We start from the raw sequence: 17,103 nt of genomic DNA on the forward strand, positions 1-17,103 counted from the left end.
TGCCCCTGCCCGTGGACCGCCGATGATCGCCTTCTTCCGCCGCACGCTCGCCTCCAAGCTCGCGCTGGGCCTGCTCGCGCTCGTCATGCTCGCCTTCCTGCTGACGGGCGTGTTCACGCGCGAGATGCCGGGCACATCGGGCCTCGGCGGCGCGAGCGGCGACGTCGCGGCGCGTGCCGGCGATCGCCGGGTGACGGTGCCCGAGATGGACGAGCGGGTGCGCCGCACCTTCGCGCAATATCAGCAGCAGCAGCCGGGGCTCGACCTGCCGCGCTTCGTCGCCACAGGCGGCTTCGACGCGGTGGTCGACCAGACGATCGGCGCGGCGGCGCTGGAGGCGTTCGCGCGGCGCATTGGGCTGGCCGCCAGCAAGCGGCAGGTGGACGGCGAGATCGCGGGCATCCAGGCCTTCCAGGGGCCCAACGGCAAGTTCGATCCGCAGGCGTTCCGCGCCGCGCTGGCGCAGCAGCACATCGCCGAGCCCGATCTGCGCCGCGACATCGGCGGCGATATCCTGCGCCGCATGCTCTACCTGCCCGCCAGCGGCGCGGTGACGGTGCCCGACGGGCTGATCCGCCCCTATGCCGGCCTCGTCGCGGAGACGCGATCGGGCGCGATCGGGTTGGTGCCGGCGGCCGCCTTCGCCAGCGGCCCGGCGCCGGGCGACGCCGAGCTCAAGGCGTTCCTCGCCGCGCACGCCGCCGCCTATATGCTGCCCGAGCGGCGCGTGCTGCGCTATGCGCTGATCGGCCGCCAGCAGGTGGCGGGCGCGGCGGTGCCGAACGAGGCCGAGATCCGCCGCGCCTACGACGCCAAAGCGCAGAAATACGCCGCGCGGGAGACTCGCGCGCTGTCGCAGGTGGTGCTCGACAGCCAGGCCAAGGCGCAGGCCTTCGTAGGCCAGGTGAAGGGCGGCAAGGGCTTCGCCGAGGCCGCGAAGGCGGCCGGCTTCGGCGCCGCCGACATCGCGATCGGCGACAAGACGCAGGCGCAGTTCGCGGGCCAGGCCTCGCCCGCCGTCGCCGCCGCCGCCTTCGCCGCGCCGGATGGCGGCATCACCCCGCCGGTGAAATCCGATTTCGGCTGGCACGTCGTCAAGGTCGACAAGGTCGTGCGGACGGCGGGCACCGGCTTCGAGGCCGCGCGCCCGCAGATCGCCGCCGATCTCATCAAACAGAAGCAGGACACGGCGCTCGCGGCGCTGACCGCCAAGGCGCAGGACCAGCTCGACGGCGGCCAGGGCCTCGCCGATGTCGCGAAAGCCAACGGCCTCGCGGTATCCGAGACGCCGCCGGTGACGGTCGGCGGTGCCGCACCGGGCGATGCCGCCTACAAGGCCCCGCCCGAGCTTGCCTCGCTGCTCAAGCCCGGCTTCGCCACCGCGCCCGATCAGGCGCCGACGCTGGAGACGATCCAGCAGGGCGAGCGCTACGCGCTGCTCTCGGTCGCGCGCGTGCTGCCGGCGGCGCCGCTGCCCTTCGCGCAGGTCCGTGGTCGCTTGGCCGCCGACTATGCGGCGGTACGCGCGTCCGATCGAGCCAAGGCGGCGGCGCAGGCGATCGTCGCCAAGGTGAAGGGCGGCACCGCTATGGCCGACGCCTTCAAGGCGGCGCCGGTGACGCTGCCAACGCCGCAGGCGGGCAGCGGCCGCCGCATCGACTTGTCGCGCGCGCGCGGCCAGGTGCCCGCCAGCCTGAAGGCGCTGTTCACGATGCCGGCGGGCGGCACCAAGCTGGTGCCGGCGGATGGCGGCCAGGGCTGGTACGTCGTCCAGCTCCAGAAGATCGTGCCCGCCGACGCGAAGCTGCTGCCGCCGCTGGTCGCGGCCAGCCGGGGCGAGCTCGTCCAGGCGACCGGCGACGAATATGCCCAGCAACTCGCCAACGCGGCGGCGGCGGCGGTCGGCACCTCGCGCAACGAGGCGGCGCTCGCTGAACTGAAGCGGCGGCTGCTCGGCATCGCGCCCGCCACGCCATGACGCCCGATGATGCGGGCGCCGCCGCGGCGCTCGCCGCCGGCCGGCCCGCGATCGTCTGGCGGCGCCAGATCGCCGATACCGACACGCCCGTCTCCGCCGCGCTCAAGCTGATCGAGCCGGGACGCGGCGACTATCTGCTCGAATCGGTGGAGGGCGGGCGCACGCGTGGGCGGCACAGCGTGATCGGCCTCGCCCCCGATCTGGTGTTCCGCGCTCGCGGCGCGCGCGCCGAGATCAACGCGCGGTGGCTGGCCGATCGCGATGCCTTCGTGCCCGCGGCGGCGGCGACGCTGGAGGCGTTGCGCGCGCTCGTGTCGTCGTGCCGGATGGAGGTGCCCGCCGGCCTGCCCAAGGCGCTCGCCTGCCTCGTGGGCTACTTCGCCTACGAGACGGTGGGCCTCGTCGAGCGGCTGCCGCGCCCCGCGCTCAACCCGCTCGACCTGCCCGACATGATCTTCGTGCGCCCGACGCTGGTGCTGCTGTTCGATCGGCTGACCGACGAGCTGTTCTGGGTGGCGCCATTGTGGCCGGGCACCGGTGCCACCGTCGCCGACGCCGTGGCGCGGATCGGGGCGGCGCAGGCGCGGCTGGCCGCACCCCTCCCCGCGCCTGCCGACGTGCTGCCGGACATCGGCGGTGGCGACGGTGCGCCGCGCCCGGTGCTGCCGCCCGGCCGCTACGCCGGGATGGTCGCCGCCGCGCAGGAGTATATCGCCGCCGGCGACATCTTCCAGGTGGTGCTGGCGCAGCGCTTCACCCGCCCCTTCGCCGCGCCGCCGATCGAGCTGTACCGGGCGCTGCGCCGCATCAACCCGTCGCCCTTCCTCTACTTCCTCGATCTGCCCGGCTTCGCGCTGATTGGCTCCAGCCCCGAGATCCTGGTGCGCGCGCGCGACGGCGAGGTGACGATCCGCCCGATCGCCGGCACCCGCCCGCGCTCCGGCGACGAGGCGGAGGACGGCCGCCGCGCCGACGAGCTGCTCGCGGACCCCAAGGAACGCGCCGAGCACCTGATGCTGCTCGATCTCGGCCGCAACGATGTCGGTCGCGTCGCGGCACCCGGCAGCGTGCGCGTGACGGACAGCCATACCGTCGAGCTCTACAGCCACGTCATGCACATCGTCTCCAACGTCACCGGGCGGCTGGACGACGGGCGCGACGCGATCGACGCGCTGCTCGCGGGCTTTCCCGCCGGCACCGTCTCGGGCGCGCCCAAGGTCCGCGCGTGCGAGATCGTGGCGCAACTGGAGGCGGAGACGCGCGGCGCCTACGCGGGCGGCGTCGGCTATTTCGCGCCCGACGGATCGATGGATAGCTGCATCGTGCTCAGGACGGCGGTGGTGAAGGACGGCGTGATGCACGTCCAGGCCGGCGCCGGGATCGTCGCCGACAGCGACGCCGAGGCCGAGCAGCGCGAGTGCGAGGCCAAGGCCGGCGCGCTGTTCGCCGCCGCCCGCGAGGCGGACGCGCGGGCAAGGGACAAGCGCTGAATTCGTGTTCGTATGGCGGCGACCGGCCGAGCTAGACGCCGCCCTCCGCCGCGCCACCGCCTTCGTCCGCCCGGACGATGCCGAGGCGCCGCGCCTCCGCGACGATCCGAGGATCGGCCTCGGGCGGGATCGCCGGAAACCCCTTCTCCAGCACCGTGGCCACACGGTCCAGGATTGCGATTCGCGCCGGCTTCGCGCGGCCGGCGGCGACCACCGTCCACGGCGCCCAGCGCGTATCGGTGCGCGCGAACATCTGTTCCGTCGCAGCCGCATAGTCGCCGTAGCGGGCATGCTGGCGCAGCGCCTCCGGGGACACCGTCGACGCGCTCCATGGCTGCGTCAGGCGGTCGGCGAGGCGGCGGCGCTGCTCCTCTGCGGTCACGTGCAGGAAGAGCTTGACGATCGCGGCGCCGGCCTCGACCTGCCGCGCCTCGAACTCGTTGATCTCGTCGCAGGCGCGCTTCCACTCGATCTTGCCGCCTGGCCCTTCGACGCGGTCGGCGAGCACGTGGCGATACCAGCTCCCGTCGAACAGCGCGATCTCGCCGCGCGCAGGCAGCTTCGCCCAGAAACGCTGCAGCCAGTGCCGTCCCTCCTCCTCTACGTTCGGCGCGCCGATCGGCCACGCCCGCAGGTGACGCGGATCGAGGCCCGTCGCCAGCCGCCGAATCGCGTTCCCCCGCTCGCTCGCGTGCCAGCCCTCGATCACGATGATCGCGCGACCGCCATGCGCGGTCCGCGCGCGCTGGACGCGGCGCAACCGCCGCTGCGAGACCGCGAGCGCCTCGGCGAGATCGCCCTCGGGCCGGAGTGCCGCCTCGTAGTCGGCGAGCCTGAGCGTCATGCCCACCGCGCTAGGCCCGGCGGCGGGCGGCGGCGAGCGCGGCGAGCCTGGAGCCCGTCCCGCGGCGGGACGTCAGGGCTTGGGTGCTGTGTCCAGCGTGCGGATGTGCAGTTCGCGAAGCTGCTGCGGGCGGACCTGCGCGGGCGCGCCCATCATCAGGTCCTCCGCCTTCTGCGTCATCGGGAAAACGATCACCTCACGGATGTTGGGCTCGTCGGCGAGCAGCATCACGATGCGATCGATGCCCGGCGCAGAGCCCCCGTGCGGAGGCGCGCCGTATTTGAACGCGCCGATCATGCCCGCGAACTCGGCGTCCACCTCCTCGCGCTTGTAGCCGGCGATCTCGAACGCCTTGTACATGATGTCGGGCCGGTGGTTGCGGATCGCGCCGCTTGAGAGCTCCACGCCGTTGCAGACGATATCATACTGGTACGCCAGGACTTCCAGCGGATTCTTCCCCTCCAGCGCCTCCAACCCGCCCTGTGGCATCGAGAAGGGATTGTGGCTGAAGTCGATCTTCTTCTCGTCCTCGTGCCACTCGTACATCGGGAAATCGACGATCCAGCAGAACTCGAAACGCGCGGGATCGATCAGCCCGAGCTGCGTCGCGACGCGGGTGCGCGCGAGGCCGGCGAGGCGCACGGCATCCGCCTCCTTGCCGGCGGCGAAGAACAGGCCATCGTCCGGACCGAGGCCGAGCGCGTCGGCCATCGCGTCCATGCCCTCGGCGCCGTGGTTCTTGGCGATCGGCCCGCCCCATTCGCCGCCCTTGCGCGTGGCGTAGCCTAGCCCCGCAAAGCCTTCGGACTGCGCCCAGCCGTTCATGTCGTCGAAGAACTTGCGGCTCTGCCCCGCCGTACCCGGGGCGGGGACGGCGCGCACCACGTCGCCCGCCTCGACGATCGAGGCGAAGCGGCCGAAGCCGGAGTCGCGAAACCGATCGGACACGTCCGAAATCAGGATGGGGTTGCGAAGATCCGGCTTGTCGTTCCCGTACCTTAGCATTGATTCCTTGTACGGGATGCGACGGAAAGGCAGCGGCGAGACCTGGCGCTGCCGGCCGCCGAAACTCGCGAACTCCTCGAAGATGCCGTGCAGCACCGGCTCGATCGCGGCGAACACGTCCTCCTGCGTGACGAAGCTCATCTCGAAATCGAGCTGGTAGAACTCCCCCGGCGAGCGATCGGCGCGCGCATCCTCGTCACGAAAGCAGGGCGCGATCTGGAAGTAGCGATCGAAGCCCGCCACCATGAGGAGCTGCTTGAACATCTGAGGCGCCTGCGGCAGCGCGTAGAACTTGCCGGGATGCACGCGGCTGGGCACCAGATAGTCGCGCGCGCCCTCGGGGCTGGATGCCGTCAGAATCGGCGTCTGGAACTCGGTGAAGCCCTGGTCGATCATCCGCCGGCGGATCGACGCGATCACGTTGGATCGCAGCACGATGTTGGCGTGCAGCCGCTCGCGGCGCAGATCGAGGTAGCGGTGGCGAAGCCGGATCTCCTCCGGATAATCCTGCTCGGCCGCCACCGGCAGCGGCAGTTCGGCGGCGGCGGACTGCACGTTCGCGGCGGTGGCGAACAGCTCGATCGCGCCGGTCGCGAGATCGGCGTTCACCGTCGCCTCCGCCCGCGCCTTCACGGTGCCGTCGACCGTCACGACCGTTTCGAGCTTGAGCGCGTCCAGCGTCGCAAGCGCCGGGCTGTCGCTGTCGGCGACGATCTGGGTGATGCCGTAGTGATCGCGCAGGTCCACGAACAGCACGCCGCCATGATCGCGCTTGCGGTGCACCCAGCCCGAGAGGCGAACGCCCGAGCCGACGTCGGCCGCGCGGAGCTGACCGCAGGTGTGGGTGCGATAGGCGTGCATCGGTCTGGATCCCTGGAGTCCGCGTGCGCGGCGTCCAGTCCGCTGGACCCGCCGGAAGCTCGCCGCCTCCCCGGCCCCGCCGGCTTTGTCAAGCGCGGCAGACGCGGTTAAGGAGCCTGATGCACATACACCCGCTGATTACCGACAGCGCCACCCTCGCCGATCTCTGCGCCCGCCTGGCCGAGGCCGACTTCGTCGCCGTCGATACCGAATTCATGCGCGAGAACAGCTACTGGCCCGAGCTGTGCCTGATCCAGATCGCCGACGAGCACGAGGCGGCGGCGATCGATCCGATGGCGCCGGGCATCGACCTCAAGCCGCTGCTCGACCTGCTGGTCGACAATGAGGACGTGCTCAAGGTCTTTCACGCCGGCGGGCAGGATATCGAGATCGTCCATAATCTTACCGGGCGCACCCCGCACCCGATGTTCGACACGCAGGTGGCGGCGATGGCGCTCGGCATGGGCGAACAGGTCGGCTATTCCAACCTCGTCGAAAGCTGGGCGGGCGTGACGCTCGACAAGGGCGCGCGCTTCACCGACTGGGCGCGCCGCCCGCTCGACAAGCGCCAAATCGACTATGCCATCGGCGACGTCACGCACCTCTCGGCGATCTTCCCGCGCCTGCTGGAGCGGCTGCGCAAGACCGGGCGCGGCCAGTGGCTCGACCAGGAGATGGAGCGGCTCTCCGATCCCGCGAGCTACGTCAACGATCCTGCGCTCGCGTGGCAGCGCGTAAAGGTGCCGAGCCGCAAGCCCGAGGTGCTCGGCCGGCTGAAGGCGCTGGCGGCGTGGCGCGAGCGCGAGGCGCAGGGCAAGGACCTGCCGCGCGGACGCATCATGAAGGACGAGACGCTCGCCGACCTTGCCAGCCACCCGCCGGCCAAGCAGGCCGATCTCGCCAAGGTTCGTGGGCTCTCGGCGGGTTGGGCCGGAAACGATATTGGCGGTCGACTGATGGGCGCGCTGGAGGCGGCGACGCCGCTCTCCGACGACGAGATGCCCGCGCGCGATGATCGCAAGCCCGGCCTCGGCAAGGACGGCGCGCTCGTCGCCGATCTGCTCAAGCTGCTGCTTAAGATCAGGGCCAAGGAGACGGATATCGCACCCAAACTGCTCGCGCGCTCGGACGAGCTGGAGGCGCTGGCGGCGGGCCGGCGGGACGGGCTCGCGATCCTGTCGGGCTGGCGCTTCGACGAGTTCGGCCGCGACGCGCTGGACCTCGTGGAGGGGCGGATGGCTTTCGCGGTGAAGGGCGGCAAGCTCAAGATGACGCGCACGGTCGAGGCGGGCTGAGCCCGGCGTTTCAGGCCCGCAGCAACGGCTCGCGCCCAAAGGACGACGCCAGCGCCCGGTGGCGGCGCTCCACCGCCTCGCCGTAGAGCGCGGCGTCGCCCGGCGCGAGGCTGAGCGCCAGCGCCCCCTCCTCCAGCGTCACCGCGCTCGCGCGAAGCGGGCCGGCCACGCCGCCGGACAGGCGCTGCCCCAGCCGCATCGCCAGCCCCCAGCGCACCGCCCGGCGTCGGTCCTCGAGCGCGCAGATCAGCGGCACCACCGGCGGATCGCCGTCGGCGCCGAAGCTGGTCCACAGCGCCTGCGCCATCATCGCGCGGCCGCGCGGATCGAGCCCCACCCAATTGCCGTGCAGCGCCGTCTCCAGCCCGCGCTCGGCGCGGAACTCGGGATGCGCGCGCCAACCCACGTCGGCGAGCAGGCAGGCGGCGTGGCGCAGCCGCGCGTCGGCGGCGCTCTCGCCCTCGAAGAGCGGACCCATCCAGCGTTCGAGCAGGTCGCCATGCTCGGGGAAGCGGCCGAGCCGGCGCCCTTCCTCGCGCGTCGCGCAGATCAGCGGGTCCTGCGCGCGGACATCGGCGGCAAGGTTGCGGAACAGCACCCCCTCGCGCAGCCCGAAGGCGGAGGTGACAAGCTGCGACGAGCCGAGCTCCGCCACCACGGCGGCGAGCAGCGCCGCGGCATCGGGCAGCGTCGCCGCGCGCGACGAGGAGAGGCCGGGCACTTCCTTCAGCGCGGCCTTGTCGCTGTCCGCCAGAGATTTTGCGATCTGCGCCGGGCTCGCGGGCGGCATGGTGAAGCCGTGGACGATGGGCAGCGGATAGCCGGTGCGCCACATCGTCAGCCGCGCCAGCGCGCGCCACGATCCGCCGACGAGATAGAAGGGCAGCCCCGCGCCTTTGTCGGTCCAGCCCGCCTCGGCGAGCGCCTCGCGCACGACCTCGCGGAGCGCCCCGCCACCCCGTCGGCGGAGCGCACCGATGCGGAGAACCCCGAGCGGGAAGGAGCTGGTGTGCCGCGCCCCGCCCCCCTCGACGCGGGCGAGCTCAAGGCTGCCGCCGCCGAGGTCGCCGACGATCCCGTCGGCACCGGGAAAGGCAGCGATCACCCCCTCGCCCGCCATCTCCGCCTCCTCCGCACCCGACAGCACGCGAACGTCGAGGCCGATCGCCGCCGCGCGGCGCAGGAAGTCGGCGCCATTCGATGCGTCGCGCACCGCGGCGGTAGCGACGGTGTGGAGCGTCGAGACGCCGATCTGGCGCGCGACGAGGAGGAAGCGATCCAGTGCCGCAATGCCGCGATCCATCGCCTGCGGATCGAGCGCGCCGGTGGCGACCAGGCTCTTGCCGAGCCCCGCCATCACCTTCTCGTTGAACAGCACCGAGGGGATGCGCGCCGGGCCTTCATAGACCACGAGGCGGATCGAATTGGACCCGATGTCGATAATCGCGACGCGGCCGGATTGCCCCGCGACCGGCTCGAGCGCCGTATCGGCGCGGAAGAGGAAGCCGGGCTTCGTCACGCCGCCGCCTGATAGGGGCGCGCGCTCTCGCCGCCTAGAGGTGATCGGCGTGCCGCGGCGGGACGGCAGACCTCTCCGATCAGCCGCCGCGACGCAGCTTGAGGCGCGGCACCCCCGCCGACTTGGCGAGCGCCGCGCCACGTCCGGAGAGCGACGGGTTCGTCATGAAATAGCGGTGCAGGTTGAATGGCTTGCCACCTCCGCTGCAGACGCGGTCGTAGCTGCCGTCGGCGTTCAGCGTCCAGCTCTGCTCGGTGTCGATCAGGTTGGCGACCATCACCTGGTCGAGCACCTGCTCGTGCACGGTCGGGTTGAGCACGGGCAGCATATATTCGACGCGACGATCGAGGTTGCGCGGCATCCAGTCCGCCGACGAGATGAATACCTTGGCCGTGGGGTTGGGCAAGGCCTGCCCGTCGCCGAAGCAGAAGATGCGGCTATGCTCCAGGAAGCGGCCGACCACCGAGCGGACGCGGACATTCTCCGACAGCCCCGCGACGCCGGGCCTGAGGCAGCAGATGCCGCGGACGATGAGGTCCACCTGCACGCCGGCGGCGGACGCGCGGTAGAGCTTCTCGATGATCGCGGGATCGACGAGCGAGTTCATCTTGGCCCAGATCGAGCCCGAGCGGCCGGCTCGGACATGATCGATTTCGGCGTCGATCAGCGCCGCCAGCCGCTCGCGCAGCCCATGCGGCGAGATGGTGGCGCGTGCCAGCGACTGCGGCTCGACATAGCCGGTGATGTAGTTGAAGATCTGCGCAGCATCGTGGCCTACCTCAGGATCGGCGGTGAAGAAGCTGAGATCGGTATAGATTTTCGCCGTCACCGGATGATAGTTGCCGGTACCGAAATGACAGTAGGTGCGGATCGCGCCATTCTCGCGGCGAACGACCATGCTGATCTTGGCGTGCGTCTTCCAGTCGATGAAGCCGTAGACCACCTGCACGCCCGCGCGCTCGAGCTGCGCAGCCCACATGATGTTCTGCTCCTCGTCGAAGCGCGCCTTGAGCTCGACGACGGCGGTGACGGACTTGCCCGCCTCGGCGGCGTCGACAAGCGCCTTGATGATCGCGGACTGCTTGCCCGCGCGATAGAGCGTCTGCTTGATCGCGACGACGTCGGGATCCTGCGCCGCCTGCTTGAGGAAGGCGATCACCACCTCGAACGACTCATAAGGGTGGTGGACGACGATATCCTTGTCTCGGATCGCCGCGAAACAGTCGCCGCCATGTTCCCGGATACGCTCGGGAAAGCGCGCGGTGTAGGACGGCCACTTGAGATCGGGCCTATTCTCCTCGACGAGCTCGGCCAAATCCGCGATTCCCAGGAAGCCTGTCGCCTCGGACACGAGCGCGGCGTCCTGTCCGACGGCATCGCAGACGAGCTTCTTGAGATCGGACGACATCCCCGCTTCCATTCGCAGGCGGATGACACGGCCGCGGCGCCGCCGCTTGATGGCGGTGTGGAAGTAGCGGACGAGATCCTCCGCCTCTTCCTCGATCTCGATGTCCGAATCGCGGATCACGCGGAAGGCGCCGTCGCCGATCAGCTCGTAGCCGGGGAAGAGCGTGCCGGTGAAACGGCGGATCAGCGTCTCCACCGCCATGTAGCGCGCCTGATCGCCGGGCAGCCGCACGAACCGCGACAGCGTCGGAGGCACCATCAGCAGCTCGCGGATCGGCTCGCCGTCAGCCAGACGCTTCAGGTCGAAGATGAGGCTGAAGCCCTTGTTCGGAATGAACGGGAAGGGATGCGCGGGATCGAGCGCCTGCGGCGTGATGACGGGCAGCACCTGCTCCAGGAAATAGGTGCGCAGCCAGGCGTCCTGCTCCTCGTCGATGTCGTCCACGCCGAGGATCAGGAAGTCGCGCGCCGCGAGCTCGTCTCGCAGCACGCGGCGCACCTCTTGCTGACGCGTCATCAGCCGGTCCGTCGCCTCCCCGATCGCGACGAGCTGCTGCCCGGCGGTGAGCCCGTCGGCGGAGAGCTGCGCAACGCCGTTCAGCTCCTGCCCGCGCAAGCCGGCGACGCGGACCATGAAGAATTCGTCGAGGTTCGCGCCCGAGATCGACAGGAAGCGCAGCCGCTCCAGCAGCGGGTGCGCGGGGTTGCACGCCTCGTCGAGCACGCGCTCGTTGAAGGCCAGCCACGACAGCTCGCGGTTGAAGTAGCGTTCGCGCGGCGCGACCGGCTCATCGCGCGCGGCGCTGTCGCGGACGGCGGGATCCGCGGCGGCCTCGGTGATCGACTCGGTAGTCGCCGGGACGAGCGCGTCGTCATGATCGGAGTTCAGGAGGGGCTGTTCGCTCATGGCATAGACCCTAGCACGTCTCGATTAAGCCTCGATGACACGGCTCGCCGCCAGCGCCTCGCGCGCGAGCGCCACGGTGAGCCGCCGCCCGCCCGCCAGCGACAGCCGATCGATGGCGTCGACCACCGCCAGCACCGCGACGTAGCTGCGCTCGATCCGCGCGTTGAGGTAGGCGATCGCCGCCGCCGGCGCATCGAGCCCGCGCCGCGCCAGGCCGCGCTCGACGAGCCTGGCGATCAGCGCGTCGTCGGGCGGCTGGATCGTCGCGCGCGGCGTGGCGGCGAGCCGCGAGGCGAGGTCGGGCAGCGCCACCGGCCACTCAGGCGGCGCGGCGGCGGCGACGATCAGTAGCGGGCGACGGCGCTGCGCGGCGTCGTTCCAGGCGTGGAAGATCGTCTCTTCCTCCACGCGCTCCGCGTCGTCGATCACGACTCCCCCCGTAGCCTCGGCGAACAGCCGGGCGAGCAGGGTTCGGCCCGAGCGGCGCGGGCCGGTGAGCAGCGTGACGGGCAGCGGCCACGTCGCCCAGCGCGCGAGGTGACGCGTCGCCGCCTCATTGGCGGCAGTGACGATGAAGTCGTCGGCGCGCTCCGCCTCCGGCCAGCCGAGCGGCAGCGCGAACTGGCTCACGGCGCCGTCCTACGGCGCCGGCGGCGGCGGCGGCGGGGGAGCCGGCGGCGCGCGGCGCAGGCGGACGGTGCCGCCCTCCCCCTCCAGTCGCCAGCCGCGCGATGCCAGCGTAGTGCGCAGCGCCGAAACCTCGCCTGCGAAATCGACGGTGAGCAGCGAGGTGCCGCCGAGCGCGAGGCTGGCGGGCGTCGCCTGGCCGACGCCGGGCACGCCGCGCAGCGCCGCCTGCGCGGCATCGAGCGCGGCGGCATCGGGCGTTTCGACCTGCACTTGGAGCGTAACGCCCTCGGCGGCCGGCGCGGCGGCGAGCGGATCCTCGGCGTCGGTGGCGGATGCCGCCTCGTCCGGCGGTGCCTCGGGCTCCTCGATCGTCAGCGACGGATCGGGGCTGAGCTCGCCACGCCCGAGTGCGTCGACGTAGAGCGCGTCCAGCCGGCGCACGCCCTCGTCGAGCATCGCCGGCAGCGCCTCGGTAGACGGCGCGGTGAGCACGAAGGCGCCGAGCGGCGTCGCGTCCGGCCCGTGCCGCGCCACGAAGCGCGCCCACACCGGCCCGCCCGGCCAGCGCCGGCGGATCCACACCTCCGGCACCACGATATCGGCCGCGCCATATTGATCGAGCAGCGCACGCCACCACAATCGCCCCGGCCGCCGCGTCTGGCCGAGCTGGAGCAGCACCGGATCGGGCGCGGTGCCGACCGGGCGGACATAGTCGACCGGGCTCACGCCGGCACGGAAACGCGCCCATGCCTTTTGCCAGTCGGTGCGTGCCTCGAAGCTCTGCGGCCCGCCGCCGCCATATTGCACGGGGATCACCAGCATCGGCGAGGAGCGCGGCGCCTGCCCGCCGCCGCCGAGATACTGGTTCGCGCGCCCGCGATCGAACAGGATGCCGAGCGAGGCGATGTAGCGGTGCGGCCCGATCTGCTCGTTCTCCACCTCGATGCCGGCGACGATGGCGTCGAGCGTGCCGTCGGGCAGCCCCGGCACGGCGTCTGGCGCCATTCCGTGGGCGCGCGCGTAGAGGATCTTCCAGCCGCGCCGCTGCGCCTCGCGCCAGCCGGCCGATCGCGCCTCCTCGGCGGTGCGGCCGGCGACGTCCACGCGCACGCCCGCCACTTCCAAGTTCGACGAACTGTCGATCGGCGGCACGCCGCGCTCGCCGGGCGCGAGCTGCGCCGAGGCCCACATCGTGCCCAGCGCGATCGCGGCGACGCCGGCGATCGCCGCCGCGACCTTGCCGCGCGGCGCGGGAGCACGGAGGCGGGCGCGCAGGGAACCGGAGGGCGTCACGCGCGCCCTTCTGGCGAGTTGGCCGTGGAAATCCAAGCGCGATGTCGCTACCGCCCCGCCATGTCCGACGACAGCTATACCTACGCCAAGGCGGGCGTCTCGATCGCCGCCGGAAACGCGCTCGTCCGCGCCATCGCGCCGCTCGCCCGCGCCACGCGGCGGCCGGGGGCGGACGCCGATCTCGGCGGGTTCGGCGCGTTTTTCGATCCGAAAGCGGCGGGCTACGACGATCCGCTACTCGTCGCGGCGACGGACGGCGTCGGCACCAAGCTGCGTCTGGCGATCGATTGCAACGGGCACGAAACCGTCGGCATCGACCTCGTCGCGATGTGCGTCAACGACCTGATCGTCCAGGGCGCCGAGCCGCTGTTCTTCCTCGATTATTTCGCGTGCGGCGCACTGGACGGCGGCGTGGCCGAGCGCGTCGTGGCGGGCATTGCGGAAGGCTGCCGCATCGCCGGCTGCGCGCTGATCGGCGGCGAGACGGCCGAGATGCCGGGCATGTACGGCGCCGGCGACTATGATCTCGCGGGCTTCGCGGTGGGCGCCGTGGAGCGCGCGCGCGTGCTGACGGCGGACAAGGTGGCGGCGGGCGACGTGATCCTCGGGCTCGCCTCGTCGGGCGTCCACTCCAACGGCTATTCGCTGGTGCGCCGGCTGGCGGCGGATCGCGGCTGGAAACTCGATCGCCCGGCGCTGTTCGATCACGACACGACGCTCGGCGCCGCGCTGATGACGCCGACGCGCATCTACGTGAAGAGCCTGCTGCCGCTGGTGCAGGCCGGCCGCGTCCACGCGCTGGCGCATATCACCGGCGGCGGCCTGCTGGAGAACCTGCCGCGCGTGCTGCCGCAGGGCCTGCGCGCGCAGGTCGACGCGGGCGCCTGGGAGCAGCCGGCGCTGATGGCCTTCCTGCAGGCGCAGGGGCGGATCGAACCGGGCGAGATGGCGCGCACCTTCAACTGCGGGATCGGCATGGCGGTGGTGGTCGCCGCCGACGAGGCGGACGCCGTCGCCGACGCGTTGGGCGCGGCGGGCGAGACCGTTCACCGCATCGGCCGGATCGAGCCGGGCACGCGCGGCTGCACCGTCTCCGGCCCGCCCGAGAACTGGGCGATGCGCGAGGCGTGGGCGGCGGACTTCGATGCGTGAGCCGGTGCCGGTCGGCGTCCTGATCTCGGGGCGCGGATCGAACCTCAAGGCGCTGATCGACGCGGAGCAGGACGCCTACCGCATCGTCCTCGTCGCCTCGAACGTGGAGGAGCCACCCGGCCTTGCCCACGCGCGCGATGCCGGCATCGCCACCTTCGCGCGCGGCCATCGCGGGATGGCGCGCGAGGCGTTCGACCGGCTGATCGACGACGAACTGCGCGCCCACGGCGTCCGCGCGGTGGCGCTCGCGGGCTATATGCGGCTGCTCTCGCCGTGGTTCGTCGATCGCTGGGCGGGGCGGATGGTCAACATCCATCCCTCGCTGCTGCCGCGCCACAAGGGGCTGCACACCCACGAGGCGGCGCTGGCGGCGGGCGACGCGCGGCACGGCTGCACCGTCCACCTCGTCACCGCCGCGCTCGACGACGGGCCGGCGCTCGCCCAGGCCGAGGTGCCGGTGCTGCCCGGCGATACGCCCGAGACGCTCGCGGCGCGCGTGCTGGTCGAGGAGCATCGGCTGTATCCGCCGACGCTCGCCGCGCTGGTCGAGACGCTGTGAGCTTCGACGCGCAAGCCACGCTCGTCCGGCTACGTGCGACCTGCATGGCCCAGCCGCTCGCCGCCGAGAAGCTGTCGCACGGCATGCCGCACTTCCATATCGAGAAGGGGCGGGGCTTCGCCTGGTACATGGCCGACCATCATGGCTGCGGCATCCACGCCGTAGCGGTGAAGACGGCGCACGCGGACGAGCAGGACATGCTGTCGGAGGCGGAACCCGACCTCTTCTACCGCCCAGCCTACCTCGCCGCCTCGGGATGGCTGGGCATGAGGCTCGATCTCGGCGACACCGATTGGCAGCGCGTGGCGGACCGCGTCGCCCGGAGCTGGGACATGGCGGCGACGCCGAGGCAACGCGAGAGGTTCGGACGATGAGCGAGGAGAGCGAGCGCCGGTCGCGGCTGCGCTGGGTGACGTTGGGCGAGGCGGTGGCGATCGCCGCCGTGGTGATCTCGGGCCTCACCTTCTGGAACAGCTACGAGGATCGCCGCGACGCGCGCGAGGAGAAGGTGGCGGCCACGCACGCCAGGCCGCTGCGCCTCAAGGCCACGGCGGACGCGGAGGGCGATAGGCTGGCGCTCGCGCCGGTCGACGAGACGCAGCCGATCCAGGGTCAGGTGGTGCGCCTGCCGCCCGGCTTCGGCGTGGCGCCGGTCACGACGTCCAGCGACGCGCGGATCGAGGCCGGCTGGTTCGCCGACGCGCTCAAGGCCGACAGGAAGCGCCGCCACCTGTCCGACGACGCGCCCGGCGACGCGCGCGTGCCGGTGATGATCGAGACGAGCTACCTGGCGAACGGCGATCCCGCCAAGGCGCGCGCCTTCTACGACGTCGGCTACGCGCTGGAGGGCCGCTTCCTGCGCGGCACCGCCGTCCGCTTGCGCGGACTGTCGCTGATCGGGCAGGCGCCGGCGGACGACAAGGCCGCCGACGCGCGGTTGGCGACGCTATGGGCGTCGCGGGCGCGGGGCTGATCCCCGCGCCCGTACGGAATCAGCCGACGATCTCTTCAGGCTTGAAGAAATAGGCGATCTCGGTCGCCGCATTCTCCTCGGAGTCCGAGCCGTGGACCGAGTTGGCCTCGATCGACTCCGCGTGGGCCTTGCGGATCGTGCCCACGTCGGCATTGGCCGGGTTGGTCGCGCCCATAACCTTGCGGTTGGCGGCGACGGCATCCTCGCCCTCCAGCACCTGCACGACGACGGGGCCGGAGATCATGAAGTTGACGAGATCGCCGAAGAAGGGCCGCTCCTTGTGGACGGCGTAGAAGCCCTCGGCCTGCTCCTTGGTCATCTGGATGCGCTTGGAGGCGACGACGCGCAGGCCGGCCTCCTCCAGCATCCGGGTGACGGCGCCCGTGAGGTTGCGGCGGGTGGCATCGGGCTTGATGATCGAGAAGGTGCGGGTGGTCGCCATGACGGTGCCAAGCTCCAATGTTCCGGCGGTGGATGGATGGCGTGGGCGACTAGACGCGCCCCGGCGCGGTGACAAGGCCGGCCCGCGCCGCTACCCCCGTGCCCCAAGATGAGCCACGCCTCCGTCCTCGCCGATCTCGCCGCGCGCGCACCCGAGCTTCGGGTGATCGACGGCCACGCCAGCACCGCCACCGTGGCGGACGCGGCGCTGGCGCTGGGCGTCGAGCCCGGCCGCATCGCCAAGACGCTGACGATCCGCGCGGGTGGCCAGGCGCTGCTGCTGGTGACGCGCGGCGACGCCCGGCTCGACAACGCCAAGGCCAAGGCGGCGTTCGGCGGGCGGCCGCGGATGCTGGGCGCGGACGAGGTGCTGGCGCTCACCGGCCATCCGGTGGGCGGCGTCTGCCCGTTCGGCCTCGCGACGCCGCTCCCCGTCTTCTGCGACCTGTCGCTCAGGGACTTCGGCATCGTCTACCCCGCCGCCGGATCGCGCACGAGCTCGGTGCGCGTCGCGCCCGATCGCCTCGCCGGGATCGTCGGCGCGCGCTGGGTCGACGCCTGCGTGCGCGCGTGACGCCGCACGAGATCGCCGCCGCCGACGCGGCCGATCCGCTCGCCGCAGTGCGCGATCGCTTTGCGCTGCCCGAGGGCGTCGTCTACCTCGACGGCAACTCGCTCGCCCGCTGCCCGCCGACACGCCCGCGCGGATCGCCGAGGTGATGGCGTGCGAGTGGGCGAGCGGCTGATCC

16 protein-coding genes are annotated in these 17,103 nt (G+C 71.9%); 9 read left to right on the forward strand and 7 right to left on the reverse strand.

Features of this window, described 5'->3' with window-relative positions; genetic code table 11:
• Positions 1 to 22 precede the first annotated feature (22 nt).
• Positions 23 to 1,978 (forward strand): SurA N-terminal domain-containing protein, encoded by a 1,956-nt coding sequence (locus ACOFKX_RS01935; RefSeq protein ID WP_419825414.1) that lies wholly within the window; start codon positions 23 to 25, stop codon positions 1,976 to 1,978.
• Positions 1,975 to 3,468, forward strand: a complete 1,494-nt coding sequence (locus ACOFKX_RS01940) for an anthranilate synthase component I family protein (protein WP_419825415.1) — start codon at positions 1,975 to 1,977, stop codon at positions 3,466 to 3,468. The genes ACOFKX_RS01935 and ACOFKX_RS01940 overlap by 4 nt, the downstream gene beginning before the upstream one ends.
• Positions 3,469 to 3,499: 31 nt before the next feature.
• Here ACOFKX_RS01940 and ACOFKX_RS01945 read toward each other — a convergent pair whose 3' ends face one another.
• Complete coding sequence (locus tag ACOFKX_RS01945; protein WP_419825416.1) at positions 3,500 to 4,312, reverse strand: polyphosphate kinase 2 family protein; 813 nt, start codon at positions 4,310 to 4,312, stop codon at positions 3,500 to 3,502.
• A gap of 72 nt (positions 4,313 to 4,384) precedes the next feature.
• Entirely contained in the window at positions 4,385 to 6,178 is a 1,794-nt protein-coding gene (gene aspS, locus ACOFKX_RS01950; protein ID WP_419825417.1) for an aspartate--tRNA ligase, read from the reverse strand.
• 119 nt (positions 6,179 to 6,297) lie between these two features.
• Here aspS and rnd point away from each other — a divergent pair, with 119 nt between their 5' ends.
• On the forward strand, positions 6,298 to 7,473 hold the full coding sequence (rnd, locus tag ACOFKX_RS01955) for a ribonuclease D (protein ID WP_419825418.1): 1,176 nt from the start codon (positions 6,298 to 6,300) through the stop codon (positions 7,471 to 7,473).
• Between the two features lie 10 nt (positions 7,474 to 7,483).
• On the opposite strand, the gene ACOFKX_RS01960 is transcribed toward rnd, so the two are convergent.
• The 4 genes from ACOFKX_RS01960 to ACOFKX_RS01975 form a co-directional block, all read right to left on the reverse strand.
• Positions 7,484 to 8,992, reverse strand: a complete 1,509-nt coding sequence (locus ACOFKX_RS01960; RefSeq protein WP_419825419.1) for a Ppx/GppA family phosphatase — start codon at positions 8,990 to 8,992, stop codon at positions 7,484 to 7,486.
• A 79-nt stretch (positions 8,993 to 9,071) separates the two neighbouring features.
• Entirely contained in the window at positions 9,072 to 11,306 is a 2,235-nt protein-coding gene (locus tag ACOFKX_RS01965; RefSeq protein WP_419825420.1) for an RNA degradosome polyphosphate kinase, read from the reverse strand.
• Positions 11,307 to 11,330: 24 nt separating this feature from the next.
• Positions 11,331 to 11,936, reverse strand: a complete 606-nt coding sequence (locus tag ACOFKX_RS01970; protein ID WP_419825421.1) for an HdaA/DnaA family protein — start codon at positions 11,934 to 11,936, stop codon at positions 11,331 to 11,333.
• A 9-nt stretch (positions 11,937 to 11,945) separates the two neighbouring features.
• Positions 11,946 to 13,229, reverse strand: a complete 1,284-nt coding sequence (locus tag ACOFKX_RS01975) for a heavy-metal-associated domain-containing protein (protein ID WP_419825422.1) — start codon at positions 13,227 to 13,229, stop codon at positions 11,946 to 11,948.
• A 60-nt stretch (positions 13,230 to 13,289) separates the two neighbouring features.
• Between ACOFKX_RS01975 and purM the strand changes: the two genes are divergently transcribed.
• The 4 genes from purM to ACOFKX_RS01995 are packed head-to-tail and all read left to right on the forward strand — an operon-like array spanning position 13,290 to position 15,913.
• Positions 13,290 to 14,381 carry a phosphoribosylformylglycinamidine cyclo-ligase gene (gene purM, locus ACOFKX_RS01980; protein ID WP_419825423.1) on the forward strand — a complete coding sequence of 364 codons (1,092 nt, stop codon included), beginning with the start codon at positions 13,290 to 13,292 and terminating at the stop codon, positions 14,379 to 14,381.
• On the forward strand, positions 14,374 to 14,940 hold the full coding sequence (purN, locus tag ACOFKX_RS01985; protein ID WP_419825424.1) for a phosphoribosylglycinamide formyltransferase: 567 nt from the start codon (positions 14,374 to 14,376) through the stop codon (positions 14,938 to 14,940). Before purM ends, purN begins: the two co-directional genes overlap by 8 nt.
• Entirely contained in the window at positions 14,937 to 15,314 is a 378-nt protein-coding gene (locus ACOFKX_RS01990; protein ID WP_419825425.1) for an MmcQ/YjbR family DNA-binding protein, read from the forward strand. The genes purN and ACOFKX_RS01990 overlap by 4 nt, the downstream gene beginning before the upstream one ends.
• A complete protein-coding gene (locus ACOFKX_RS01995; protein ID WP_419825426.1) occupies positions 15,311 to 15,913 on the forward strand; it encodes a hypothetical protein in 603 nt (200 codons plus the stop codon). Before ACOFKX_RS01990 ends, ACOFKX_RS01995 begins: the two co-directional genes overlap by 4 nt.
• A gap of 19 nt (positions 15,914 to 15,932) precedes the next feature.
• Here the strand turns inward: ACOFKX_RS01995 and ndk are convergent, their stop codons facing one another.
• Positions 15,933 to 16,355, reverse strand: coding sequence for a nucleoside-diphosphate kinase (gene ndk / locus ACOFKX_RS02000; RefSeq protein ID WP_419825427.1), 423 nt, complete (start codon positions 16,353 to 16,355; stop codon positions 15,933 to 15,935).
• Between the two features lie 108 nt (positions 16,356 to 16,463).
• On the opposite strand from ndk, the gene ACOFKX_RS02005 reads away from it, so the two are divergent.
• The gene (locus tag ACOFKX_RS02005) at positions 16,464 to 16,928 is read left to right on the forward strand and encodes a YbaK/EbsC family protein (RefSeq protein ID WP_419825428.1); all 465 of its coding nucleotides are present in this window, start codon (positions 16,464 to 16,466) and stop codon (positions 16,926 to 16,928) included.
• The gene (locus tag ACOFKX_RS02010) at positions 16,925 to 17,074 is read left to right on the forward strand and encodes a hypothetical protein (RefSeq protein ID WP_419825429.1); all 150 of its coding nucleotides are present in this window, start codon (positions 16,925 to 16,927) and stop codon (positions 17,072 to 17,074) included. Before ACOFKX_RS02005 ends, ACOFKX_RS02010 begins: the two co-directional genes overlap by 4 nt.
• Positions 17,075 to 17,103: the final 29 nt, after the last annotated feature.

This window comes from Sphingomonas sp. (assembly GCF_965200105.1).
Lineage (GTDB): Bacteria > Pseudomonadota > Alphaproteobacteria > Sphingomonadales > Sphingomonadaceae > Solisphingomonas.